This window comes from Mucilaginibacter metallidurans, assembly GCF_003286435.2.
Lineage (GTDB): Bacteria > Bacteroidota > Bacteroidia > Sphingobacteriales > Sphingobacteriaceae > Mucilaginibacter > Mucilaginibacter gossypii.
On sequence record NZ_CP043449.1, the window covers coordinates 3,730,210 to 3,753,140 of the forward strand.

Here is a 22,931-nt window from a genome sequence, read left to right on the forward strand (position 1 = left end):
ACATGAAAAAGCAGTTAATCTTAGAATTGATAGTCGCGGTATTAGTTGCGCTATTCCTTTATGCAAGCTTTAGCAAATATGCTGATTTTGAATACTTTAAAAAATCCATGCATAATCAGCCATTTCCAGCATGGTTTTCAGATTTCTTAATCGGCACAATTCCTCCATTGGAAATCATTATTGTAATTGCCCTCATTTTTGAAAAGTCAAGGATGTTGGCTTTAAGAAGTTATATATTGTTAATGAGCCTCTTTACATTATACGTTACGGCTATTAAGTTAAGCCTCTTCAAAAACATTCCTTGTTCCTGTGGTGGGATCATAAGAAAATTGAATTGGGGACAGCATTTGGTTTTAAACCTTTTCTTCCTAATTCTCGCTGTTGTAGCATTTCAGATAAATAGAAAAATAAGAGAAAATAAACTTTACCGGTGTTAACAGAACCATGGTAAATAAAAATATTTCACGCGCGAAATCAGGTTGAAAACCGGTTCCTGATGTAAAAATCGGTTAAGATTAATTTACATTTATTTACAACATTATGAAAAAAATCAAAATGGGCTTGATAGCCCTTGCGACCGTAACAGGGATTGGCGGTGCATTTGCGTTAAATCATCCAAAAAAGGTAAGTGGAACTACCTATTACGGCTATAAAAGCGGTACGGATGCCAAATGGTCATTAACTCCGCCGGCAAGAACAAGCTGCCAGGCAGATGCCAGTGCCATTGCCTGTACCATAACTTCTACAGCTTCCCAATCAGTAGTATTAGGAACTGTAAATGCCCTGCCGCCAAATTCAAATATACAGAATGGTTCAGCAGGTGAATTTTATAAATAGTTTACCTGTAAAGCTGCCGGGCAATTCCGGCAGCTTTATTCATATTTTAATTTGCAATTGCTTTATTAATCAGATACTCAATATTTCGTCCTTCGTCTTTTCGTGGGTCTATTGGTCTTATCATCATTTTACCATACTTATCTATCATTATCAAGGTCGGCCCATCTGTAACATTATAAAATTTACTTATTGGATGATTAAATGCCAGGTTATCAGTGTATAAGTTGGTTGCATAAGGAGTTGTATATTTCCCTGACTGAATGCTTTTAATCCATGTTTTTCTTGCCTTATCGAGATTTACACTTAGAAATATTACCTGCCTTCCCTCAAACTTTTTTTCAATACGGGCCAGGAGGGGATTTACCTTAATACAATTACCACAGCCTGTAAACCAAAAATCGATAAATACTACTTTGCCCTTAAATTCTGAAAGTGTATGGATGCTTTCAAGACTATCTGATAATGAAAAATCGTAAGCTTTTGCACCAACCAGATTGGAAGCCTTTAATTGCAATAAAACATTTTTATAATCACTGTTTCTTACGCGATCCAGCGCATCGACGATGAGTCCAGAATTATCTTCAGGTTCAACCCTGCGATCATATAAAAGCGTAGTTACTAACCTGTCAAGGAAGTCCCCGGAAAAGTTCCTTAACAGGTAATCATAACAGCGTTTTGTATCGAATTTTTTAAAAACCATATAACAGCTATCATTTTTGTACTGCTCAATAATGCCCTGGGCGAATTCGTCAGTACATGAAAACAGCGGATTATACTGTGATTCTATATAATTAAGAATGATTTTACTATATGGATTTTTATAACTGCGGAGAGATTTAACCGCAATAGTCCGCATCGAATCTGTCATTGGTTCTAAAACATTTGCCTTTAGGTACCAGGTTCCTATAATGCTTGATTTTAATAAACCCCGGATTTTTGTACTTAAGGATTGCTCTTGGTTTGACAAAAACGCCATGCTTTTTATGGTCATGGAGTCTTGGCTCATAAAATACAAATCTGCCTTTTCAGGAATGCCCCAGGAATGTTTACCGAATTGCTGTCTTAATATGCCCAATTGTTGAATAACTCTGAATTTTCCTGCACCATTTCCCCTAAACCTTACGGTATTGTTTTTTTTAGTAAGCCATACCCGATCACCAGACTCAAGATAATATCCGAATAATCCAAGTTTTCTATATTCGTTCAGGCTTTTATAACTGCCATTTTTTTCTCTTATTGACAACTTAAAATACAGTGGCTCATTAGTGCAGTTAATTTTAAAATGAAATGCATGCTTAATCACCGTACAAACATAGGTTTCCTCTCCGTCGCCAAAACTTACATTTCCAAACCTGTTTGTTGTCAGGGTTACTATATCGCCGTCATTTATAAATTTATAATTTCCCGAAATAGAGGCAAATCCTTGCCTGCCAAAAGTACTTAGAGAGGATATTAGCAGCATCGTAACCGTTATTCCTGTAAATATTTTTTTTAAGCTCATAATCTTATCTGTTGTTTTGAGGAATGCCGCTTAATACAATTTCGTTATCAGGTATGGGTAAGGCATATTTTGGATCATTGGGAGGCAGTGTGTAGGTTTTACCCCCAATGATCCGGGTTAGGGTAACCGCAAACCGAACATCCTTATTTAATCTCCGGAGGTCCGTCCATCTTATCCCAGTAAATACCAGTTCCTTTCTTCTTTCGGCAAGGATTTGTTTTAAGGCACTGTCGCTGTTTAGTGCAGTGAAGGGTTTAAATGATCCTGTTTTCCACCGCTTGATAAGCAAGGTGTTTAAATCGGCCATTGCAGATTTAAAATCACCTGTCCGGGCCTCACATTCAGCTTTGTTTAAGTAAATCTCATTGATTGAAATGCCACAATAGATATTATTATGCTTGTCAAATTGGCTGTTAAATCCAATAATTCCCCCGCTATTGTAGAAAAATATAGAGGGGCGTAAATCATTGGGATCATTAAAAGATTGGAATAAAGTAGAATCTACCACCGCATTAAACCCAATTAGACCATAGCCTTCAAAAGAACTATGAAAGAGTTCCTCCATTGAAAAGTTCGGATAAATTGGAAAAGCATTAGGGTTAAGCTGATTAAAATCCTGTAACTTGTTATTGATTACAAGACAGTCTGTTGCATTTTGTAAAGACCCGGTATAATTTCCAAGTGCAAGCTTAACCCTTGACAACAATCCCAAAACCGAAGCTTTGGTTGGTTCAGTTTGATCTGTGTTTGTCAGGGGAAGCAATGTTGCAGCGATTTGCAGATCATTCATAATCTGGTCATAAGATTGTTGTACAGTTGCTCGGACAGATTTAACATTCAGATTGGAAGTAAGTCTTAGCGGAATACCAAGATCTGATTTTGAAGTTGATGGGTCATAGGGCAAAGCAAAGGTTTGCACAAGATTGTAAAAAGCAAAAGATCGATAAAATAATGCTACGCCTTTAATTTCATTTGCCAGACCCTGCTGATTAGAGCTATTTGTAAGATGTGGCAATGCATCCAAAACAGTATTCGCGTAATAAATTTGATTATAGGAATCACTCCAGTCACCAACATTTGCTCCGGGATCATAGATTTGTTTAGCCCAGATATAGGCGTTCCTTTCAGTAGTTGTGGTGGTATTGTAAAAAGAAGTTGTTACATAGGAGTCATCCGATGAAATTTGCCCTAATGCCGGATAATGCTGATTTAATATTCCCTGATTATGCAACAAGGATTTTAAGTCGTTCAGGGTTGATGGTACAGCTAATGCTTCGTTTGGTTTCGCATTTAAAAAGTCGGTTTCTTTCTTACAACCACTGCATAGGAGCAAATAGTACACAACTGTATAAAAAAGGGTTTTGTAAAATAAATTTTCCATGAAAAAGGGTTTTAAAAGTTTGCTTTGATGCCTAATGCGAATGTTCGTGGAAGTGGATATGCTGCCGAGGCAGTATTGCCACTTAAATCCGGGTCAAGCCCATCATGGTTTGCTCTCCATAAAATCCCTACATTGTTGACATAACCGTATAGTTGCAGATGATTAATAGGCAAGTTTTTAATGTTCGATTTATACAGGTCATAACTTAAACTAATGTCCTGTAAACGGATATGGTCGCCTTTATCAATTAATGCAGTTGAGTATTGGTAAAACTGATCCCTGCCGGATGTATAAGGGGGGTATTGTAGTGATGGGACGCTTGTAATTAATTCATCGCCCGGTTTCTGCCATCTTTTATAATAATCTTCATTTCCAGAATACGGTAATCCTGACGAGGTTAAGGAAGTCTTCCTGAAATAATAATCAAGCTTATAAACGATATTGAATGAAAGGGAAATATCATTGTATGTGAACGTGTTTCTGAATGACCCGAAGGTAGTTGGCCTCGAAGATCCATTATATACCATATTGTTGATGTTGGTATTTGCCAAAATTCCGGAATAGTTGGTACTTACTTTTCCATCAATATATCCCTGCGGATCACCTGTTTGATGATTTAGACCAGCCCATGAATAGCTGTAAATACCATAAAGTGACTTACCTGTTAGTGGAATGATACTACTTGAATTGCTAAAGGCTATATAGTTGGAGGAGGTAGAAGTGACATCGTATTTGGTCACAATATCTGTAGCATGACTTAGAATAAAATTGTTATTCCATTTGAATTTACTTCCGTTAATTATTCTGGTGTTTAAAACCAAATCCAAACCATTCCCCTTTGTATCAGCAGTGTTTCCGAAGTATGTTGAAAGCCCGGTAGAAGGTGCCAATAAGGAATTGCCAAATAGATCTATACCTTTTTTGCTATAGTATTCAATACTTCCTGAAACAATCTGATTTTTGGAGGTAAAGTCTAATCCAATATTTGTCATTCGATTTTTTTCCCATCTTAGGTCGGGGTTGCCGGGATTGGCGATTTGGTTATAGGTATCCCCGCTGTAATAATTGTTACTCAGTTGTCTTATTGTGGCAACTGCAGTAGCACTTTTATTAATGTTACCAGTATAACCGAAAGTCGCCCTGAGTTTTAAATAAGGGAGCCATGTTAAATGGTAAAAACCCTCTTTGCTGATGTTCCATGCGGCACCGGTTGAATAAAGTGGAACTGATTTTTGATTTGTCGAAACACCGAATAAGTTAGACTTATCAATTCGCCCGCTTAAAGAAATTGTATAGCGGTGGTCATAGGTGTAGGCAGCATTACTGTAGTAGGACAAAAAGTGGTCTGTAGTTTTTCCAAATCCGAGGGTACTTGGAATGGTTGCCGCGCCATTTGGATTAAGCCCATAACTTGTAGCATAATCAATATTTGCATAGCTGGCCCCCGTTTCCTGGTCATATCCGTAAACGGTATTGCTGTTAGAGCCATTCTCGGTCGAACTTATTTCACTGCCCAGAATTGCCGTTAATTCATTTTTATCATTCCAGTTATGATTATATTCCAGTTGACCTCTAAGTTGTTGCGAGGTCAGATAGCTATCTGATTGTTGTAAAATACCACCAATTGGTATAGGATAAGTCACAGTGCCATTAGGATTGATTTGACTATATATATTGATAAGATTTCGGGAGTAGTAAGTTGCCAAACTATTGTAATTCAGACCGCTTTCGGCTGAGTGCTCATATTGATATTTTATGTCTGCACGGAAGTCTTTCAAAAAGCGATAGTTCAACCCGAGATTTACACGGTTGTCTATTGTACGGAGGGTATTATCCGCGTTGTGAAGCTCATCTAACGGTTTGTAGTTCCAGTCTGTAAGTTTACCATTGCCTACGGTATCTGTATAACTTTTCGCATAATCTTTGGGAATTGCAGCAGCGTTTCCATTGGCATCTTTTAGTTGAGCATAAGGGTAAATATTGTTGGAACCAAAAGCAAGATTGCCATAATTATAGAGGGGGTTATTGGTAGTCGCATTTAACTGTACATAATTCGCACCTATTGAAAATTGTAAGTTTTTAATAGGGTAAAAGTTTAGCCGGGAATTGACTGTAATTCTGCTGTTTTTATTTCCCTGGTAAAAACTTTTATCCTGGTCGTCCCCTAAAGACAAAAAGTAATCACTTTTTTCGCCGCCGCCCTTGAAATTTAAGGAATACTGCTGGTTAACAGAATGTCGATATAAATATTTGGTTTCATCTTTACGAATATCATTATTAGCCAATAAGCTTAATCCGGCAGCCAATTGATCTACAGCAATAGTTCCATCCCTGTGCCCGGCCAATAATTGTATGACAGGCGATACCGGCACGTATCCGGTTTTGAGATTGCTGTCAAAATATCCTTTGTTAAATAGATTTTCTTCAAGTGATATCATGTCAGATGAATTAATAAAATTTCTGCTGTAAAATAAATCTGGTTTATTTCCAATGGTAAGATTGGCATTAAAGTCAATGCTTAAAGGCAGGTTTGGTGAACCCTTTTTGGTTGTCAGAACTAAAACTCCGTTGCCCGATTTTACTCCCCAAATAGAGGCTGCGGCAGCATCTTTTAGGACGGTAATGCTTTCAATATCATTTGGATTAATATTGGTTATGTCTCCATCATAGGGAAATCCGTCGACAATTACCAGCGGCTGGCTATTTGCAAATAGTGTGTTGGTGCCTCTAATACTAATATCAACATTTCCTGCTGATCCGTTAACAGTATTCCTGTTAAACAAAAGTCCAGGTACAACTCCTTCCAGTCTACTGGCAATATCAGTGCTAACCCTTCGGTTCAGTAGTTGATTATCTATCTGCGCAAAAGAACCAGTAGAACGTTCCTTTGGTAAAGTCTGGTAACCTGTAGAAACAATTACTTCTTTTAAAACTGAGGGATCAGATGCAAGAATAATATTATAAGGCCCCTTTTCTGTTTGATTAAATGGGATTATTGCCGTGCGATACCCAATAAAAGATATAAACAAAACACCTGACGTATCCCGTGTTAAAATCTGAAATTTTCCATTTTGGTCACTGGTAACCGCATTGCCGCTTTTGCCGATTTTTATGGTTGCTCCCGGTAATGGTTTTAGATCATCACCAGCTTTAACTGTACCTATTAATTTTACAGGAGTGTTTATTTGTCCAAATAGTGGATGCCAGTTTAAAATCCCGCATAACATTAGTATTATAACCGGAATTTTCTGTTTAAGGTAAATATGCTTTGGGCATAGCAAAGCCATTACGATTTTGATCGTTGTTTTTTTCATGAAAATGGGGGTGGTTAATTAGAGGGCTAACGTTTACTATAAAAGGTAAACGGCAACCTGAAAAAAGAATTAACTAAAAACTGATCTTCGGTTGCCGTTTTATACCTTAATCATTCGGGACAGCATATTATGTTTTTAATTGGATTCTGTAAGGGGTAAGAAATGGCTTTGCGTGGTGCAAAGCCATTAACCAGGTTTCCATTAGCCGTTATGGTATATTCTGGCTTAAAAGAGTTAGGGTAAAAATCTTGACTAAAATTATGTGACAGCAATTCCCTGAAAACTTTTATGTGTTGATACTGGGTAATGATTAAATTGCGCATAACTTTATAGTCCGAAGTAAATCAATTTTCTCAGTAGTGAGAAAATTATACAGTTGACTATTATTTTAATTCGGTTGATTTTTATAACTTTAAAGCGTATTTTAAGCACTATGGAGGAAAAACTATACACAAGGGCACCTTTAACAATTGGACAAAAAGTTGAGCGTGTAAGAATGTTTAAAGGAATAAAGCAAGAATATTTAGCCAGTAGACTTGGTATATCTCAGCCACAAGTTTCTAAGATTGAACAGCAGGAGGAAATTGAAGAATCATTACTAAGTCAAATTGCTGATATTTTGGGGGTAACTCCTGATGTAATTAGAAGTTTTGATGAGGATAAAATTATGCAGGTAATTAATCATCAATATAACATTTACAACAACGAAATAAAGGATAATGCTACAAACAATTTTGTTTTCAATCCAATAGAAAAGATAGCAGAACTTTATGAAAGATTATTGGCAAGTGAGCGTGAAAAAAACGAATTATTAAAACGATAAATATTCATTGTATATAAATGGAAACAAGCACCCTGACGAAACCAGCATTTATCGGAAGAAAGATAGAGAGAGTTAGAAAATTACGTGGCATGACGCAAGAGGAGGTTGCTTCGAGTTTGGGAATTTCAAAACAAGCCTTTTCTAAAATTGAACAAAGTGACACAATTGAAGAAGGTAGGCTAATACAAATTTCAAGTATTTTAGGCGTTACTTTAGATGGGTTAAAAAAATTCAATGATGAAAATGTATTAAATAATACAAATAACTTTTATGAGGCTGTAAATAACTCTTCCGTAAACAATGGTTTCGAATGTACGACTGTTATTAATAATCCGGTCGAAAAAATAATTGAACTTTACGAAAGCTTGCTAAAAAGTGAGCGTGAAAAGGTAGAGATACTACTTAGCAAGAGTAAAACCCAATAAAATATTACTTACTATAGATTGCCTTTACGAAAATAGATGTCCATTTCCAACGCCGCATAACGCATTGCATTAACGTCAATATTTAGTGGAAATAGCTTCTCATCGTCTAAAAATTCACGATTTCTTTGTTTTCCCAATATCCGGCCTATAAAGGGTGTCTGGCTCATGGTGAGTTCATCAATAGATGTATTTAACTCTATTACAGGAACAGCCTTGCTAACATTAAGTTGATTATATTCCTTTATATCCAAAATTATCTGGCCAATGGAAGATTCCTTTAAGCCAAGTTTTTCAAATAATTCTCTAATAATCATATTTACTGCTGAGATATATTCCTATCCAAATTTAAGATTAACGCCTCGATACCACCAGTTTCAGTTTTCAGGTCAAACTGATGTTCATTTAAAAACCCAACAAAGAATTCTAAATCGTCCTCGGCTTTATCTAAGCTCCTTTGTGCCCAAAACTGGGCCATAATTTGAAAATATGGCTTTTCAGCATATTCGTTAAAGGGGTCTTGGGCTACCGTTAGTTTTTCTTTTGCAGTCGCTACGTTATTTTTAAGTTGGTCAACTATGTCATTGAAAGTCATATTTAATTATTTGAATGTTAATTTTTATTATTGGCAATTTCGGCCCTTCTGAAGGTATCCTCAAGTATCGATCCTATTGCTTTTTTTATTCGGTCTAAGCCTTCCGGTGAATTTACATCAATTTGGCAAAATAAGCTGTCATTAGATTTGGCATGTAAAACCATATAATAAATTCCTCCTACCAGCAATCCGGCTACCGCCCGAAGATCCACATCGGTTCCTTTGAAAAAGGGGTCTGCCAAATCAAAATATACTGCTCCTAATTTTTCCCTTTCTTCGGCTACTTCAAACATGATTTGGCTTCGCTGGCTAATCTGCCATAACACAATTTTTTGCATTTCTTCTTCCTTGAAAAAGTAATCAAGCTGATTAACAAGCAGGGTTTCCAGAATTTGCCGGGTGTCGTTTCCCTTATTTTCTTCCATTAATTCCCCTGCATTACCCGATGCAGCAACCCAGTAATCCTTTCCTCTTACATAAGTTTCAACTAAAGCATCTAAGTTGCCAAAATAAAGATTAATCAATCTCCTGTTTACACCAGCATTTTTAGCCACGTTAGACGCGTTTAAACCTGTGTAACCTTGTGATCTGATAATGACACCTACAGCATCAACGAGTTTTTGCTTAGATCGCTCTTTGTCGTTTGTTACTCCATGATAAGTCTTCTTAGCCATAATTTCAGTATTTATATACTGGAAATATGCAATTTTTGGTTAACATATTCAAATGCATTTAAAGCTTTATCCAAGTGCTCACGGGTATGGGTCGCCATAAGGCTGGTTCTGATCCTGGCATTCTTTCGTGCAACCCCCGGATATACAATCGTATTGGCATAAATACCGGCATCCAGCAATAAACGTCCGGCATCTCCCGTCTTATGGGCATCACCAATTTTTACAGGAATAATAGCAGATTCAGTATTTCCAATATTCAACTTTAAATCAGTCAAGCCTTTCTTAAAATATGTAACATTGTCTGCAAGCATTTGCCGCCAATGAGGTTCTTCGTCAATGAGATCTATGGCTTTTAATAGTCCTGCAGCTGCCGGAGTGGAAGTCGATGAAAATACCTGTTGCCGGGATTGAAATTTTAAAAAATTGATGATTTGAGGTGTAGAAATAACAAAACCTCCAATATGACCAAAGGCTTTGCTCAATGTGCCGGAAATAATATCAATCTTGTCTGTGAGACCAAAAATCTCCATCGCCCCACGGCCATTTTTACCCAAAACACCAATTCCGTGTGCATCATCCACCATTAAAAAACCGCCGTATTGCTTAGTCAGATTCAGGATTGCTTCCATTTTGGCGAGGTCGCCATCCTGGGAATAAACACCATCAATTATTACAAGTCTTGTCCGGAATTTGTCCTGGGCGTCTTTTAAAATGCGTTCTAAGGATTCGAGGTCATTATGAAGGAACATTTTTAAATTAGTTTCTTTGCACCCCTCATAAACACTCGCATGTACAGCCATATCCAAAATTGCTACGTCTTCTTTTTTCAGGATAGCTAAAATCGCTGCACTGTTAGCAGTGTAACCCGTCGTAAATATTAGTGCTGAGTCCGACGGTCGGTTAAAAAAGGAAGCGATTTTAGTTTGTAACATTTCATGGTATTCATGATGACCACCGATCAGTGGTGATGCCCCGGCACCGGTGCCATATTTTTCTATTCCTTCAATCGCCGCCAATTTCACTTTTGGATGCTGGGTAAAGTTTAGATAATCATTGGATACAAGGCTTACACACTTTTTTGGAATTTTGTTAAATGGTGAGGTAACCCACATTTCAGGGCCGCTTCCCTTTTTACTGGTCATAAAGCGAAAATTCATTTGCCCGCTTTCTTCCATATAATTGGTAAACTCCTGAAATACCTCTGCTCGTTGAAAAGCGTTTAAATCAGGAATATTCTCGAAATCTTTAAAGCTTGCTTTTTGGAAATTGATGTTTGTTTTCATAGTGATGTCTTTTAGTAAATGTTTAAACATTAAATTTAATTAATTTTAACACCACTGGGAAATTTGTATAATCGGTATTATTGTACTATTTACACTTAAATGACATTTTTTTCTAAAAGGGTGCTTTTTTGGACTTTAAACCATAAATGTCGAGTATAATAAAAATAAAATTTGGAATTTTCTAAACATTAATCGTAATATTGCAATATAAAATTATGGGATTAACAAAAACAGAAATATTTACCGAAGAACAGAACAGGTTAGCTGTTATGCTGAAAGCAGTAGCGCACCCTGCAAGGATCGCTATCTTACAGTATATCATCAATTCCAATACCTGTATCTGTGGTGACCTGGTTGATGAACTGGGGCTGGCACAGCCAACCATTTCACAGCATTTAAGAGAATTAAAAATGGCCGGTTTGATACAGGGTACAATTGAAGGTGTAAGTGTATGTTACTGCATCAACCCGCCGGTATGGAATGAATTAAGAGAGCAAATGAGTGGCTTCTTTGCAGCTTATGATCTAAAAGCTACTTGCTGCTAAAAAAATTTGAATTAATTAATCGCAATATTGCAATAATAAAATAGAATAAATGCCATGAATAAAGTAGAAGCGATCAACTGGAAAACCTTTAAAGACACCCTATTACTGCATCCCGACCTTGACCTGCAATTCCAATATGCAGAAGGCAAGCTGGTTGATGCAGCTTACCATATTACAGAGATCAAACAAGCGCCAATCACATCGGTAGATTGCGGCGGTGTCATGAATGCCTGGACTGAGATCATCGTGCAGCTTTGGGTACCGGAAGATCAGGACCAATTGCGTTCCATGAAAGTAAAGAAAGCTTTATCTATTGTTGATATTGTAGAAAAAATGCTGCCGCTTAATCCGAACGGCACGGTGAAGATCGAGTTTGGCAATTCTGAGTTTGATACCCGCCAGATGTTTCCTAATGAAATGATCATTGATGGGGAAAACCTGATCGTTGATCTGCGTCCTGATGCAGTACAATGTAAGGCCATTACTCGCGGCGGAAGCTGTGGTACCAACGATAAAGGGGAAGAATGCTGTACACCTGTTGCGGAAAAACCAAAAATAGAATTAAAAAACCTGGCGGTAGCTGCTGAAGCTTGCTGTACACCTGGGGGAGGCTGCTGCTAATTTTTTACAGATATGATTATAGACCAGGCTCAACCTTATAAAGACAAAATCATCGAACTGCTGGCCGCTGAAAAGCTGCCTATAGCTGACCTGCCCGAAACGCTGGATAACTTTATTGTCGCCATACAGGATGGTACGGTAATCGGTGTCGGAGGCGTTGAAGTTTATGGAGACTACGGGTTGCTCCGGTCTTTAGCGGTACAACCTGAAAAGCGAGGTTTAGGTATTGCCGGTAAACTGTTGACCCGGCTGGATACGATGTGTAAGTTGAAAGGCCTGACTGAATTATACCTGTTAACAGAAACTGCTCCGGCCTACTTCGAACGTAAAAGCTATTTAAAAATAACCAGGGACGATGTGCCTGCGGAAGTCAGAGCTTCATCAGAGTTCAGCCATGTTTGCCCGGTATCTGCTATCGTTATGAAGAAAACACTGAAATGAGTAAGAAGAATATATTGGTTTTATGTACCGGCAATAGCTGCCGCAGCCAGCTGGCTGAAGGTTACCTGCGCTATTTTGCAGGTGACAAGGCGAATATATACAGCGCCGGGATAGAAACGCACGGTGTTAATCCCAAAGCCATCCAGGTTATGGCAGAGGATCATATTGATATTTCGAAACACACTTCTAATCATGTGGATGAATATATCGGAATCCCCTTTGACCAGGTAATCACCGTATGCGATAATGCAAACGAAGCCTGCCCGTTCTTTCCGGGCAAAGTGGAGCGTTTTCATGAGAACTTTCCTGATCCGGCCAAGGCGACAGGAACACAGGAAGGGGTTATGGATGAGTTCAGGCGGGTAAGAGATCTGATCAAGGTCTATGCAGCCGACTTTGTTCAGGATCATGTAAAGAACTGAAAGGTTTGCACAGACAGGAAAACTGTGCTTTTTTTAGAATCATATTAATCGCTAAATAGCAATAAAGCAATGATTTAAAATTAAAGTAATGGGACAGGCTAAATACAAATTTGATCTGCCGGATGTTGAACTGGCGAATTTTTCCAGAGCACTGGCCTTACCTGCGCGGGTAACCATCATCAGGATACTCATGGAACAGGAGGACTGGGTGGATAACAGCCGGTTTAATGAATTACCCTTAGCTGCTGAGGTAACAGAAAAGCATCTGAACGCCCTGAAAGCAGTAAAACTGATCAGGAAAATGACCCGTGACGGCCATACTTTTTACCAGTTGAACCATGAACTTTTTAAATCGATGACAGGTCATCTAAGCACATTTATCAGCGAAATAGCCAGTCATGAACCGCAGAAATAAAACCAAATAACCAAAATACCTAAAATTATGAAACCCTTATTCAACGTATTTTTAGCAGGCCTGCTGATAGCAGGCTCCGCTTTCGCCCCGGTGGCAGATTCTATTTATCCTGAACTGGTGCAATCTTTCAAACAAATCAAAAAGAGCAGCCCTGTTTCATATGAACGACAGGACGTATTGACCGGCATACAGCAGATGGGCATTGTAGCAAAAGGTCAGAAGAAGCCGGTTTTGATCGAACTGATCAGTAATGACGGCTTTAGCGCTCCTTTTGCGAAAGCTATCTTAAAAGCAGCTTTAGCGAACAATGGCATTAACGATGTCAAAGTATTTACCGTCGGCGCTGCCCCATCGGAAAAATTAGCACCAGCCTTGACCAAACTGGGCTTCAAGGTAGGTACGGATGGCGGCCTGAATGCGAAATATAATGACCAGGGTGGCTCGGTTACCTTTGAAAGCTCAGCCTCTAATCCGCAGGCGGTGCATGTGCTGCTGAATGAGGATGCATCGTCTTTACTGAGCAGCCCGGACAAATTCTCGGTTAAATTAAAATACCCTGGTCTTACAGGAGCAACAGATGAACAAATCCAGCAACAGGAAAAACTGATCGCGGCAGAAATGATCTTTGTGGCCAATAAGATAAAAGATAACTGGAACTATTAATATTCACTTCACATTAAAACACGAACTTCAAATATGTCAGCAAACAACTGCGCCCCGGTGGCCGAACGAAAAAGACTAAGTTTTCTTGACCGGTACTTAACCTTATGGATATTTTTAGCAATGGCCATAGGTGTCGGTATCGGTTATTTTATTCCCTCGTCATCGGGGTTCATCAATTCTTTCTCCAGCGGAACAACCAATATCCCGCTCGCTATAGGCCTGATCTTAATGATGTACCCGCCATTAGCCAAAGTGAAATATGAGAATATGGGTGAGGTATTCAAGGATACCAAAGTACTAAGTGCATCCCTGATCTTAAACTGGATAGTTGGCCCCATATTGATGTTCGTGTTAGCGATAACATTGCTGCGGGATCACCCGGCCTATATGGTGGGTTTGATCCTCATCGGACTGGCCCGTTGTATAGCAATGGTGGTAGTATGGAATGAACTGGCTGAAGGTAACCGGGAGTATGCCGCCGGGTTGATTGCTCTAAACAGCATCTTTCAAGTGCTGTTATACAGTGTTTACGCTTATGTATTTATTACCGTATTACCGCCGCTGTTTGGCCTGAAAGGTTTAGCCGTTAATATTACCATTGGGGAGATAGCCAAGAGCGTAGGTATCTATTTGGGAATCCCATTTGCAGCCGGTGTTATTAGCCGGTATGCACTGATAAAAATAAAAGGGGAAGAATGGTACCAAACAAAATATGTACCGTTCATTTCGCCCATTACTTTGATCGCTTTGCTCTTCACCATCGTCGTGATGTTTAGTTTGAAAGGTAACCTGATCGTACAGATTCCATTTGATGTATTGCGGATAGCAATTCCGTTGGTGATCTATTTTACAATCATGTTTGTATTGAGCTTCTTTATCGGCAAATCATTTGGGGCAGATTATTCCAAAAGCACATCCATTGCGTTTACCGCTACAGGGAACAATTTTGAATTAGCCATTGCAGTTGCCATCGGCGTATTCGGTATCAATTCTGGCGAAGCTTTTGCAGGTGTGATTGGTCCATTAGTAGAAGTGCCAGCGCTGATCGCTTTAGTAAACCTCGCTTTCTATTTCAGAAAGAAATATTATACTTCTAAAACCAAAACACTAACTACTATACAATAATGAAGATTGCTCTTTTTTCTGATATACACGCTAACCTGCCTGCACTGGAGGCTTTCTTTGCTGATGTAGAAACTCAAAAGCCCGATGCCATTTATTGCCTGGGTGACCTGGTGGGCTATAATATCTGGCCGAATGAGGTCATTGACGAGATCCGTAAACGGGGTATCCCCTGTATTACCGGAAACTATGATTTTGGCATTGGCCGTCACAGCGACGATTGTGGCTGCGCCTACAAAACAGACGAAGAAAAAGCGATGGGCAAAATATCTATCGCCTATACCAATGAGGTGGTGAAAGATGAGCAAAGGGCTTATCTGCGTACCCTGCCCGCACATATTCGTTTAGAGTTTCAACTCAATAATGATAAACTGAACGTGCTTTTTGTACATGGCAGTCCCCGTAAAGTAAATGAATACCTGTTTGAAGACAGGGACGAAAAAAGTATGCTGCGTATTATGGAAGGGGCCGATGCCGATGTGATGTGCTTTGGTCATACCCACCAGCCTTATCACCGTATCCTGCCAACTGAAATAACAGAAGATACGCATTACCGTCATGCCATCAATATCGGCTCGGTTGGTAAACCGAAAGATAAAGACCCGCGCGGTGGTTATGTGTTGCTGTACATTAACGAAGACAGTTCTGTTAAAGATAAAGACAACATTAAGGTGGAATTTATCCGCTTTGACTATGATATCGAGAAAGCGGCCAAAGCGGTGGAAGATAGCCCGCTTCCGAACGAATATGCAGATATGTTAAGGAACGGATAATGAGGATAGCGCTATTTTCTGATATACATGCCAACCTGCCGGCATTTGAAGCTTTTTTAGAAGACCTGGATAGCCGTAAACCTGACGCGGTTTATTGCCTGGGCGACCTGATCGGTTATAACATCTGGCCGAACGAAGTCATTGCGGAAATTCGCAGGCGGGGCATGGCTACGTTAGCCGGCAACCATGACCTGAAAACAAAAGGCTATGCTTATGAACTGGTGTCAGCCGATAACCGGGCTTACCTTAATACCTTGCCTGCACACATTAAACTGGAATACCAGCTAAATAATGATCATCTGAATGTGGTATTGGCGCATGGCAGTACCCGAAGTATCAATGAATATGTTTTGGAAGACACTGACGACGCTTATGTACTCGATATGATGGTCGAAGCTAAGGCGGATATTTTATGTGTGGGGCATTCCCATAAGCCTTATCACCGGGTTATAGGCAACAAACACGTCATTAATATCGGCTCGGTTGGTAAACCTAAAGATGGTGATCCTCGAGGCTGTTATGTGCTGCTAAATATTGCCGGGGATAGCGATATAACGGTTGAGTTCGTCCGCTTTTTTTATGATATAGAAAAGGCTGCAAATGCTGTTGAGGATAGTGAATTACCAGATGAACTGGCAGAGCGGTTAAGAACAGCTCACTAAATAAAAAAAGCCCCTTACCATCCGGTAAGGGGCTTCCCATTTAGCTTAAAGCATTAGCAGCCTTTTTTCTTGCATTCTGCTGAGCCCTTAACGCAATGATCTTTTTTCAAAGTCTTTGCGGTTGCGGCTTTTGCTTTTGCCTTTTTTACAGGCGTTTTATCTGCTGCCATTACGGTTGATGCGGCGATCATTATCGCCAATATGCTTAATGTTATCTTTTTCATTTGTTGTAAAATTGAATGTTAAATAATAAACGGATACTTTGGTTTAGGTTGTCGGGTATTATCTAACAGGCTTTGGGTGGTTTCCAGTCTGCCTTATGGTAAGCGGATAGCTTACCTATCTTATAGAGGGAAACTGTCTTCAAATCAAACGGCACGAAGCCGGGATGTAACGTTAATGGTTGTTCTGTCAGAAAACCGCAGAAACTGCACGTTAGCAGCGTAGCACAACCAGGTTTGGTACAACCATCATCATTCTTCACTTTCTTCTCGTGGCAGACCTTTTTACCGGCGACACGCTTGCAGCATGTTTTATTAGCCGCTGATCGTACAAGCTTTACCGTCCCCGTAAAGGTGGACAGGAAAACGATGCAGCACAATAATAAAACGGCTAAAAACTTCATTGATCCAATATATTACTTTCTTGGCATATAAATAATGATGCAGGCACCTGTAACCGCTACCAGTGCGCCGATCACATCCCATTTGTCCGGCTGGAAGTTATCTACTTTCCAGGCCCATATCAAAGCCATGATAATAAAGATGCCGCCATAGGCCGCATAAACGCGCCCGAAATCAGCCGTCTGCCACGTCGCAACCACACCATACAATACTAACACAATGCCGCCGACTATACCCCACCAAAGCGGTTTGTCGTTCTTTAGCCATTGCCAGACCAAATAGCCGCCGCCAATCTCGAAAAGGCCTGCGAGAATAAAAAGTAAGAATGATTTAATAAATACCATAGCTAAAGTCCGATCTCGTCGTGAATAAATGTTTTGATGCCTTCAGCACCGGATATGTCCATCAGGATATACTGATCCCTTGACACAAACATATTGAAATTAAAGAAGTCGCAGCATTCCCTTTCGGTCTTTATAAAACTGGCCAATAAGTCAATAGTGGCATCCGTATTCCTGAACTTATAAGAGAAGCCATTGCTTAACTCTACTTTTTCTACAATGATGCTCTTTAATTGGGCGATCATCGTACTCTTCCTTTTTTGCAGTTCCGGTGAACTGAGTTTGCAGGCAAAAGCCTGCTTGTCTGCTTTCATCATGGCTATCGCTTTTTGGTTCTTCTCGTATTGTGCGGCACTTTGCTGCGGTAAACCATCTTTTTGGGATCGCTGTTGGGTTGTTTTTTCAGGCGATGGACAGCAAGCCGTCAATAGTAATAAGCAGCACACTATTAATTGCTTCATATCTTTATCTTTGGTATAAAGGTAAACAGTGGAGTATACTCGACTAATTGCGAACGGTTCATAGTCCAATACTTACCAGAGCATTAAACAATGCCCTTTTAAAGAAAGTGGGGTTTGTAAGTCTGAAAGAAATTATCACCCCGCTGAAAACTGTTAATGTTTATTGAACCGCCGTATGCCGAACGGCACGTACGGTGATGTGAGAGGACAGTAAGGGAAATAATCCCTTACTTCCTACTCGATTCAGCTTAAAACAGCTGCCCTATTCCAGCTGAAACTAATTTTTCCTTTGTTATGCCTTCTTCTGAATTTGGGATAGCTATTCCATTGACTACTACTGCAGGCAAAGAAGTGATTTTATATTCTTTGAGTTTGTCGACGTAAATTTCTGGGTCAGATTGTTCTGCCAGGTTGTAAATCTGAACATCACAATTTTCGCAGGTTAGTGATTTTACCATCTCAATAACGGGTGCACATACAGGACAACCTGCTGTGAATATTTCAATTTTCCTTTTCATGTTTTTTTTGACACAAATTAACGCTGCTAAGTGGGGTGGTCTCCAAATGGTTTTAACATTTCTTGTTTATTTTTCTGCATTTGGTCATAAGCTACCTGAATTTCTTTCATTTTTTTTGTCAGTTGATTTTGTTCAAGGGTCGGAAATTGCATCCTCAATATCTCGATGATATCTTCCTGACCACAATTTCCAGGACAGGCCTGCAGCGTTTCGGATATTTTCGCGGCAAGCGATTTGCGATACGTCTCATCTAATAGAAGTTCTTCTGCCATCTGGAGACCTTTGCCAGCAGCTTTAAATTGATTTAGTATCTGGTCAGGATCTTTGTCATCATCCAGCATTTTGACAATGCCTTCTAATTGTCCTTTGACAATATTAAGTCTGGTTTTTATATCTCGTGTTAAATCTTTTTGTAGCATTTTTATTTTTTTTACAAAATACGTAGTTAGGGGGAGTCGTCTCCAAACATAAATGTGGTTTTCCTGAAAATAGTTTGAAATAATTTCTACCATAATTTGGACACCACCCTGTAGCCACTTATACCTTAGCGAAATTAAGATCTATTTTTTATGAAAACGATAAATGAAAAAATGCAGAACTGCATTGATGCCTGTTATGCAGCTGTTACAGCGTGTAAAGTTTGTTTAACTCAGCATTTTGGTGAACCGGACATGAAAAGGTGCCTCCAGTTATGTCTTGATTGTATTGAGGCTTGTACAGCTTGTGCAAGTTTATGTGCAACTCATTCAAATTATCGAAACGAATTAAGCAGCCTTTGTGTTCAAATCTGCAAAGACTGCGCTGCTGAATGCGCTAAATTTGACAGTGAGGCATGCAGGGAATGTGCAAAAACATGTCAAGCATGTGCTGAAACATGTGAATTAATGGTGAAATAGTAAATCGATATCTTACTAAGTTTATTTGGACTTAGTAAGGTATTCTATTAAAACAGAAATACGATTTAAAAACATTCAGGTTCATCCCCAATTTAATTGGAAATATTGCAAAACTCTTCATTTTTAAATCAATTGATAGAATTGCTCACAGTTGGCGCAAGGAAATCTGTTTTTTGCTAAATAATTCGATGAATAAATACATCAAACAAATCTTAGATTTCTTTATATACACCCATATTTTCATTGCCTCATGCGCCGTTGCTCAAGGTCTGGTAACTTATTACCTGCTTCGGGTTCAGGTTGATAAAAATATACTGGCAATCTTATTTTGCGCTACAATAGCGGTATATAATTTTGGTGTCTTGTTATCCAATCCAGCTAAAGCTCAAAATTCTACATTCCCAAGGGTGAATTGGATATTCAATCATATCGGTTTAATAAAATGCCTGACTTCACTTGCAGTAGTTTCGCTGACTTTACTGGTAATTTTTATTTCTTCAACATCCCGGATGTTCCTGCTGTTTCTGGCAATACCCTCAATAGCTTATAATTTACCATTGCTTAAAATTAACGGCAAGTGGATGAATTTAAGAAATGTTCCCGGCTTAAAGTTATTGTTAATTGCTTTAGTATGGTCTGCAAGTTGTGTAATCTTACCTATTGTCGAATTACAGGTTCGCCAAACTATAACAATTTCAGCAGGGTATACTTTGATACTGTTTGCAAATCGTTTTTTATTTTTTGCTGCTATAGCCATCCCATTTGACATCAGGGATAAATTTCAGGATAAGAAATATGGGCTTAAAACAATCCCTGTTTTATTTGGCGAAAAAAAAGCATATAGATTTTGTCTTTTCTTACTTGCAGGTTATCTTCTTTTGTTATTCGCTTTAAGTCAACATTTTGATTTGAACTTTTTTGCATTGTTGATAGCAATCATATTTACCTGGTGGCTAATTTTTCGTTTCAACCGGAATTTCAACGATTATTACTATTTCTTATACCTGGACGGAACGATGATCCTACAATTCGTCATGCTGCTATTAGTCGTTTCTATTTAATTCATACGTAGGGATAAATAAAAAACTGTCGTTTGCCAATTATTAGCGGAAAAGTGAAATTTATATTTGAGGAAGACCCCCCGTTGATTACGACCTTTACCCCCATTATTAATATCTTATTCAATTACACATGAAAACAGAAACAGTTCAAATGAAGGTATCAGGATTAATGTGTTCTTTCTGCACCATGAGTGTAGAAAAAGCCCTTAAAAGATATCCAGCGATCAAAAGCGTTATGGTTAATCTGGTTCATGGCATTGTCCTGGTCGAAGCCGATACTGCTCAGATGAGTCGTGAAGAACTTGCAAATGCTGTGGAAAAGCTTGGTTACAGCGTTTCCTCCACTGAAGTACAGCAATATAAAACCGACGAAGATTTATTCCAGCTCATAAAGCGGCGGGGAACGATAGGGATTATTATTTCTGTTATCGACCTTTTGATTGATCCTTTAAATATATTTTCTATACCAGCTAACTACAGGACATGGTTTAGTTTCATTATAGCTGTTTTCGTTTTGTTATGGGTGGGCTATCCCATTTTTAGAAAAACGTTGATGGCTATCAGGCAAAGGGTGATTAACGCCAATGTACTGCTATCGGCCGGAGCCTGGGGTTCATTTATAATAGGCACTCTGTCGCTTATTAACCCGCACTGGCCAAATTTTTTGCCTGTTGCCGCCTGGTTAATGTCACTGCATTTATTTTTCGGGTACTTTAAACTGGATACCCGAAAAAAAGCTTCTGAGGCTGTCCGAAAGCTTCTTTCATTGCAACCCTCTAAAGCGAGAGTGCTTCGGGGCGGGCAAATCATAGAAGCATTGACTAAGGAGGTGGTGGTAGGGGAAGTTGTTGAGGTGCGTCCGGGAGAGCGTATACCGCTTGACGGTAAAGTGCTTGACGGAATGGCGAGTGTTGACGAATCAAGTTTTACCGGTGAATCGGTACCTGTGACTAAGGAAATAGAATCATATGTTATCGGAGGAACTTTAAACTTAGACGGGGCTCTTCAAATCCAGGTCAGTAAAATTGGAGGTGATAGTTTCCTTAGCCAGATTGTTCGGCTGATGAGTCAAATATCAGAAAAAAAACCACCTATCGAACTTCTTGCTGACCGATTAATGAATTATTATGGGCCAGTTGTATTTATAGTAGCTGCCATATCATTTGTGGGTTGGTCGCTTTTAACGGGTGATTATACGAAAGCAACCATTGTTTTGATTACAACCATTATTATGGGTTATCCCTGTGCCTTGGGTATCACTACGCCTATGTTAGCTGCAATTGCTGGAGGAAAAGGCATTTCAATTGGACTGTTGGTTAAGGCAAGTGAGGTTTTTTATGGGCTTTCTAAAATTGATACCATTGTATTTGATAAAACCGGAACGCTTACTTATGGCAGGCCAACGGTAACCGACGTAGAAGCTTTTCGCATCGACATTATAGATGTTCTTTCACTGGCGGCTACAATTGAAACAAAGTCTGAACACCCATTGGGCCAGGCGATTGCTTTTTACGCATTACGTGAAGGAGCCACTAAGCTTAACCTAAAAAATTTCAGGGCTGTTCCGGGAAAAGGGGTAACAGCTACCGTGGAAGGTAACGAGGTAATGATTGGTAACCCTTCTTTTGTGAAAAACAAAGGAATTATTTTTTCTGATAGCGTTAACTCAAGGATTGACGCATTAGGGGTGGAAGGTAAAACAGTGATTGTTTTGTCTCAAGAAAATGAAGTGATCGGCCTTATCGCCCTCCAGGATACCCCACGCAAAGATGCAGCGCAAGTAGTCAAAAAATTAAGCCAAAGAAATATTCATACTGTGATGCTAACCGGGGATTCTACTCCTGTGGCCGAAGCAATAGGAAGATGTTTAGGTATAAGCCAGGTGCAAGCTGAATTACTTCCGGCCAATAAGGTCGCTGCGATTGAGGCATTGCAAAACAAAGGAAAAAAAGTCGCCATGGTAGGTGATGGAATTAATGACGCGCCTGCACTTGTCCAGTCCGATGTAGGCATTGCCATTGGTGCCGGAACGGATATAGCCATTGAGTCCGCCGGGGTAATTCTAATCGGAGATAAATTAATAGATGTATTAAATGCGCTAATACTGGGTAAAGCGAGTTACCGCATTCTGACAGGAAATGTTTTGGTCGCGGTGATCTTTAACATTGTGGGAATGACTTTGGCTGCCTTAGGCTTTATAACCCCCTTACTGGCCGTCGCCATGATGATACTGAGCATATTTACAATTTTGATTAATACTTTAAGGGTAAGGGCTATTAATCTGGAGGCAACGGATGATAACGGTTTAACTGTTATTTCTTCTATTGAGTATAAAATACCAAATATGGTATGTGAGGGATGCGCAGAATCCATTACAACCAGCCTTAAGCAATTACCTGGTATACAAAAAATAAAACCTAAGGTCATGCAAAAACAGGTATTAATAGAATTTAAGCCGGATCAGGTAAAACAGGAACAGGTTAAAGAGGCAATCAACAAAGCTGGATTTACCGCAATAGAACTATAAAAAGTATAAA

The 22,931-nt window shown here is 39.2% G+C and carries 27 protein-coding genes; 15 read left to right on the top strand and 12 right to left on the bottom strand.

Annotation, left to right across the window (positions count from 1 at the left end):
- Positions 1-2: 2 nt before the first annotated feature.
- A complete protein-coding gene (locus DIU38_RS15900; RefSeq protein WP_146750341.1) occupies positions 3-437 on the top strand; it encodes a MauE/DoxX family redox-associated membrane protein in 435 nt (144 codons plus the stop codon).
- Positions 438-540: 103 nt separating this feature from the next.
- Positions 541-837, top strand: coding sequence for a hypothetical protein (locus tag DIU38_RS15905; RefSeq protein ID WP_112654668.1), 297 nt, complete (start codon positions 541-543; stop codon positions 835-837).
- Between the two features lie 46 nt (positions 838-883).
- Here DIU38_RS15905 and DIU38_RS15910 read toward each other — a convergent pair whose 3' ends face one another.
- Genes DIU38_RS15910 through DIU38_RS15920 form a run of 3 tightly spaced genes read right to left on the bottom strand, consistent with a single transcriptional unit; the run spans position 884 to position 7,033 of the window.
- The gene (locus tag DIU38_RS15910; RefSeq protein ID WP_112654667.1) at positions 884-2,338 is read right to left on the bottom strand and encodes a TlpA family protein disulfide reductase; all 1,455 of its coding nucleotides are present in this window, start codon (positions 2,336-2,338) and stop codon (positions 884-886) included.
- Between the two features lie 4 nt (positions 2,339-2,342).
- Positions 2,343-3,719 (bottom strand): RagB/SusD family nutrient uptake outer membrane protein, encoded by a 1,377-nt coding sequence (locus tag DIU38_RS15915; RefSeq protein WP_112654666.1) that lies wholly within the window; start codon positions 3,717-3,719, stop codon positions 2,343-2,345.
- Positions 3,720-3,730: 11 nt separating this feature from the next.
- Positions 3,731-7,033 (bottom strand): SusC/RagA family TonB-linked outer membrane protein, encoded by a 3,303-nt coding sequence (locus DIU38_RS15920; protein ID WP_112654665.1) that lies wholly within the window; start codon positions 7,031-7,033, stop codon positions 3,731-3,733.
- A 433-nt stretch (positions 7,034-7,466) separates the two neighbouring features.
- On the opposite strand from DIU38_RS15920, the gene DIU38_RS15925 reads away from it, so the two are divergent.
- Positions 7,467-7,856, top strand: a complete 390-nt coding sequence (locus DIU38_RS15925) for a helix-turn-helix domain-containing protein (protein ID WP_112654663.1) — start codon at positions 7,467-7,469, stop codon at positions 7,854-7,856.
- Positions 7,857-7,873: 17 nt separating this feature from the next.
- On the top strand, positions 7,874-8,281 hold the full coding sequence (locus tag DIU38_RS15930) for a helix-turn-helix domain-containing protein (RefSeq protein ID WP_112654662.1): 408 nt from the start codon (positions 7,874-7,876) through the stop codon (positions 8,279-8,281).
- An 11-nt stretch (positions 8,282-8,292) separates the two neighbouring features.
- Here DIU38_RS15930 and DIU38_RS15935 read toward each other — a convergent pair whose 3' ends face one another.
- From DIU38_RS15935 to DIU38_RS15950, 4 genes are read right to left on the bottom strand one after another with little or no spacing between them, the layout of a single operon-like run.
- Complete coding sequence (locus DIU38_RS15935) at positions 8,293-8,595, bottom strand: hypothetical protein (protein ID WP_112654661.1); 303 nt, start codon at positions 8,593-8,595, stop codon at positions 8,293-8,295.
- A 2-nt stretch (positions 8,596-8,597) separates the two neighbouring features.
- A complete protein-coding gene (locus DIU38_RS15940) occupies positions 8,598-8,873 on the bottom strand; it encodes a hypothetical protein (protein WP_112654660.1) in 276 nt (91 codons plus the stop codon).
- Positions 8,874-8,890: 17 nt separating this feature from the next.
- Entirely contained in the window at positions 8,891-9,547 is a 657-nt protein-coding gene (locus tag DIU38_RS15945) for a TetR/AcrR family transcriptional regulator (protein ID WP_112654659.1), read from the bottom strand.
- 11 nt (positions 9,548-9,558) lie between these two features.
- Entirely contained in the window at positions 9,559-10,830 is a 1,272-nt protein-coding gene (locus DIU38_RS15950) for an aminotransferase class I/II-fold pyridoxal phosphate-dependent enzyme (RefSeq protein ID WP_112654658.1), read from the bottom strand.
- Positions 10,831-11,045: 215 nt separating this feature from the next.
- On the opposite strand from DIU38_RS15950, the gene DIU38_RS15955 reads away from it, so the two are divergent.
- The 9 genes from DIU38_RS15955 to DIU38_RS15995 all read left to right on the top strand — a co-directional run bounded on the left by DIU38_RS15955 (position 11,046) and on the right by DIU38_RS15995 (position 16,494).
- Positions 11,046-11,375 carry an ArsR/SmtB family transcription factor gene (locus DIU38_RS15955; RefSeq protein WP_112654657.1) on the top strand — a complete coding sequence of 110 codons (330 nt, stop codon included), beginning with the start codon at positions 11,046-11,048 and terminating at the stop codon, positions 11,373-11,375.
- A gap of 54 nt (positions 11,376-11,429) precedes the next feature.
- Positions 11,430-11,996 (top strand): DUF6428 family protein, encoded by a 567-nt coding sequence (locus tag DIU38_RS15960; protein WP_112654656.1) that lies wholly within the window; start codon positions 11,430-11,432, stop codon positions 11,994-11,996.
- A 12-nt stretch (positions 11,997-12,008) separates the two neighbouring features.
- A complete protein-coding gene (gene arsN2 / locus DIU38_RS15965; protein WP_112654655.1) occupies positions 12,009-12,437 on the top strand; it encodes an arsenic resistance N-acetyltransferase ArsN2 in 429 nt (142 codons plus the stop codon).
- Positions 12,434-12,859 (top strand): arsenate reductase ArsC, encoded by a 426-nt coding sequence (locus DIU38_RS15970; protein WP_112654654.1) that lies wholly within the window; start codon positions 12,434-12,436, stop codon positions 12,857-12,859. The genes arsN2 and DIU38_RS15970 overlap by 4 nt, the downstream gene beginning before the upstream one ends.
- An 88-nt stretch (positions 12,860-12,947) precedes the next feature.
- A complete protein-coding gene (locus DIU38_RS15975) occupies positions 12,948-13,274 on the top strand; it encodes a hypothetical protein (protein WP_112654653.1) in 327 nt (108 codons plus the stop codon).
- Positions 13,275-13,301: 27 nt separating this feature from the next.
- Positions 13,302-13,937: a hypothetical protein gene (locus DIU38_RS15980; protein WP_112654652.1), complete on the top strand. Its 636-nt coding sequence runs from the start codon at positions 13,302-13,304 to the stop codon at positions 13,935-13,937.
- Positions 13,938-13,970: 33 nt separating this feature from the next.
- Positions 13,971-15,062 carry an ACR3 family arsenite efflux transporter gene (gene arsB, locus DIU38_RS15985; protein WP_112654651.1) on the top strand — a complete coding sequence of 364 codons (1,092 nt, stop codon included), beginning with the start codon at positions 13,971-13,973 and terminating at the stop codon, positions 15,060-15,062.
- Positions 15,062-15,832 (top strand): metallophosphoesterase family protein, encoded by a 771-nt coding sequence (locus DIU38_RS15990; RefSeq protein ID WP_112654650.1) that lies wholly within the window; start codon positions 15,062-15,064, stop codon positions 15,830-15,832. Before arsB ends, DIU38_RS15990 begins: the two co-directional genes overlap by 1 nt.
- Positions 15,832-16,494 (top strand): metallophosphoesterase family protein, encoded by a 663-nt coding sequence (locus tag DIU38_RS15995; RefSeq protein ID WP_112654649.1) that lies wholly within the window; start codon positions 15,832-15,834, stop codon positions 16,492-16,494. Before DIU38_RS15990 ends, DIU38_RS15995 begins: the two co-directional genes overlap by 1 nt.
- A gap of 53 nt (positions 16,495-16,547) precedes the next feature.
- On the opposite strand, the gene DIU38_RS33555 is transcribed toward DIU38_RS15995, so the two are convergent.
- The 5 genes from DIU38_RS33555 to DIU38_RS16015 form a co-directional block, all read right to left on the bottom strand.
- Positions 16,548-16,718 carry a hypothetical protein gene (locus DIU38_RS33555; RefSeq protein WP_167516368.1) on the bottom strand — a complete coding sequence of 57 codons (171 nt, stop codon included), beginning with the start codon at positions 16,716-16,718 and terminating at the stop codon, positions 16,548-16,550.
- A gap of 413 nt (positions 16,719-17,131) precedes the next feature.
- Positions 17,132-17,461, bottom strand: coding sequence for a YnfA family protein (locus tag DIU38_RS16000; protein WP_112654647.1), 330 nt, complete (start codon positions 17,459-17,461; stop codon positions 17,132-17,134).
- Positions 17,462-17,463: 2 nt separating this feature from the next.
- Complete coding sequence (locus DIU38_RS16005; RefSeq protein WP_112683095.1) at positions 17,464-17,919, bottom strand: hypothetical protein; 456 nt, start codon at positions 17,917-17,919, stop codon at positions 17,464-17,466.
- 248 nt (positions 17,920-18,167) lie between these two features.
- Positions 18,168-18,437, bottom strand: coding sequence for a thioredoxin domain-containing protein (locus DIU38_RS16010; protein ID WP_112654645.1), 270 nt, complete (start codon positions 18,435-18,437; stop codon positions 18,168-18,170).
- Positions 18,438-18,463: 26 nt separating this feature from the next.
- Positions 18,464-18,856, bottom strand: a complete 393-nt coding sequence (locus DIU38_RS16015) for a metal-sensitive transcriptional regulator (RefSeq protein ID WP_112654644.1) — start codon at positions 18,854-18,856, stop codon at positions 18,464-18,466.
- Positions 18,857-19,521: 665 nt separating this feature from the next.
- Here DIU38_RS16015 and DIU38_RS16025 point away from each other — a divergent pair.
- Positions 19,522-20,394 (top strand): UbiA family prenyltransferase, encoded by an 873-nt coding sequence (locus tag DIU38_RS16025; RefSeq protein ID WP_112654642.1) that lies wholly within the window; start codon positions 19,522-19,524, stop codon positions 20,392-20,394.
- Between the two features lie 130 nt (positions 20,395-20,524).
- On the top strand, positions 20,525-22,921 hold the full coding sequence (locus DIU38_RS16030) for a heavy metal translocating P-type ATPase (protein ID WP_112654641.1): 2,397 nt from the start codon (positions 20,525-20,527) through the stop codon (positions 22,919-22,921).
- Positions 22,922-22,931 lie beyond the last annotated feature (10 nt).

Bases quoted from the DNA above. Each gene is read 5' to 3' on its own strand.
- arsB (WP_112654651.1), top strand. From the start codon at position 13,971: ATGTCAGCAAACAACTGCGCCCCGGTGGCCGAACGAAAAAGACTAAGT.
- DIU38_RS15995 (WP_112654649.1), top strand. From the start codon at position 15,832: ATGAGGATAGCGCTATTTTCTGATATACATGCCAACCTGCCGGCATTT.
- DIU38_RS15905 (WP_112654668.1), top strand. From the start codon at position 541: ATGAAAAAAATCAAAATGGGCTTGATAGCCCTTGCGACCGTAACAGGG.
- DIU38_RS15990 (WP_112654650.1), top strand. From the start codon at position 15,062: ATGAAGATTGCTCTTTTTTCTGATATACACGCTAACCTGCCTGCACTG.
- DIU38_RS33555 (WP_167516368.1), bottom strand. From the start codon at position 16,718: ATGAAAAAGATAACATTAAGCATATTGGCGATAATGATCGCCGCATCA.
- DIU38_RS15960 (WP_112654656.1), top strand. From the start codon at position 11,430: ATGAATAAAGTAGAAGCGATCAACTGGAAAACCTTTAAAGACACCCTA.
- DIU38_RS16000 (WP_112654647.1), bottom strand. From the start codon at position 17,461: ATGGTATTTATTAAATCATTCTTACTTTTTATTCTCGCAGGCCTTTTC.
- DIU38_RS15935 (WP_112654661.1), bottom strand. From the start codon at position 8,595: ATGATTATTAGAGAATTATTTGAAAAACTTGGCTTAAAGGAATCTTCC.
- DIU38_RS15910 (WP_112654667.1), bottom strand. From the start codon at position 2,338: ATGAGCTTAAAAAAAATATTTACAGGAATAACGGTTACGATGCTGCTA.
- DIU38_RS15945 (WP_112654659.1), bottom strand. From the start codon at position 9,547: ATGGCTAAGAAGACTTATCATGGAGTAACAAACGACAAAGAGCGATCT.
- DIU38_RS15955 (WP_112654657.1), top strand. From the start codon at position 11,046: ATGGGATTAACAAAAACAGAAATATTTACCGAAGAACAGAACAGGTTA.
- DIU38_RS16005 (WP_112683095.1), bottom strand. From the start codon at position 17,919: ATGAAGCAATTAATAGTGTGCTGCTTATTACTATTGACGGCTTGCTGT.
- DIU38_RS15915 (WP_112654666.1), bottom strand. From the start codon at position 3,719: ATGGAAAATTTATTTTACAAAACCCTTTTTTATACAGTTGTGTACTAT.
- DIU38_RS15950 (WP_112654658.1), bottom strand. From the start codon at position 10,830: ATGAAAACAAACATCAATTTCCAAAAAGCAAGCTTTAAAGATTTCGAG.
- DIU38_RS15925 (WP_112654663.1), top strand. From the start codon at position 7,467: ATGGAGGAAAAACTATACACAAGGGCACCTTTAACAATTGGACAAAAA.
- DIU38_RS15975 (WP_112654653.1), top strand. From the start codon at position 12,948: ATGGGACAGGCTAAATACAAATTTGATCTGCCGGATGTTGAACTGGCG.
- DIU38_RS16010 (WP_112654645.1), bottom strand. From the start codon at position 18,437: ATGAAAAGGAAAATTGAAATATTCACAGCAGGTTGTCCTGTATGTGCA.
- DIU38_RS15930 (WP_112654662.1), top strand. From the start codon at position 7,874: ATGGAAACAAGCACCCTGACGAAACCAGCATTTATCGGAAGAAAGATA.
- DIU38_RS15920 (WP_112654665.1), bottom strand. From the start codon at position 7,033: ATGAAAAAAACAACGATCAAAATCGTAATGGCTTTGCTATGCCCAAAG.
- DIU38_RS15940 (WP_112654660.1), bottom strand. From the start codon at position 8,873: ATGACTTTCAATGACATAGTTGACCAACTTAAAAATAACGTAGCGACT.
- DIU38_RS15970 (WP_112654654.1), top strand. From the start codon at position 12,434: ATGAGTAAGAAGAATATATTGGTTTTATGTACCGGCAATAGCTGCCGC.
- DIU38_RS15900 (WP_146750341.1), top strand. From the start codon at position 3: ATGAAAAAGCAGTTAATCTTAGAATTGATAGTCGCGGTATTAGTTGCG.
- DIU38_RS16015 (WP_112654644.1), bottom strand. From the start codon at position 18,856: ATGCTACAAAAAGATTTAACACGAGATATAAAAACCAGACTTAATATT.
- DIU38_RS15980 (WP_112654652.1), top strand. From the start codon at position 13,302: ATGAAACCCTTATTCAACGTATTTTTAGCAGGCCTGCTGATAGCAGGC.
- arsN2 (WP_112654655.1), top strand. From the start codon at position 12,009: ATGATTATAGACCAGGCTCAACCTTATAAAGACAAAATCATCGAACTG.
- DIU38_RS16025 (WP_112654642.1), top strand. From the start codon at position 19,522: ATGAATAAATACATCAAACAAATCTTAGATTTCTTTATATACACCCAT.
- DIU38_RS16030 (WP_112654641.1), top strand. From the start codon at position 20,525: ATGAAAACAGAAACAGTTCAAATGAAGGTATCAGGATTAATGTGTTCT.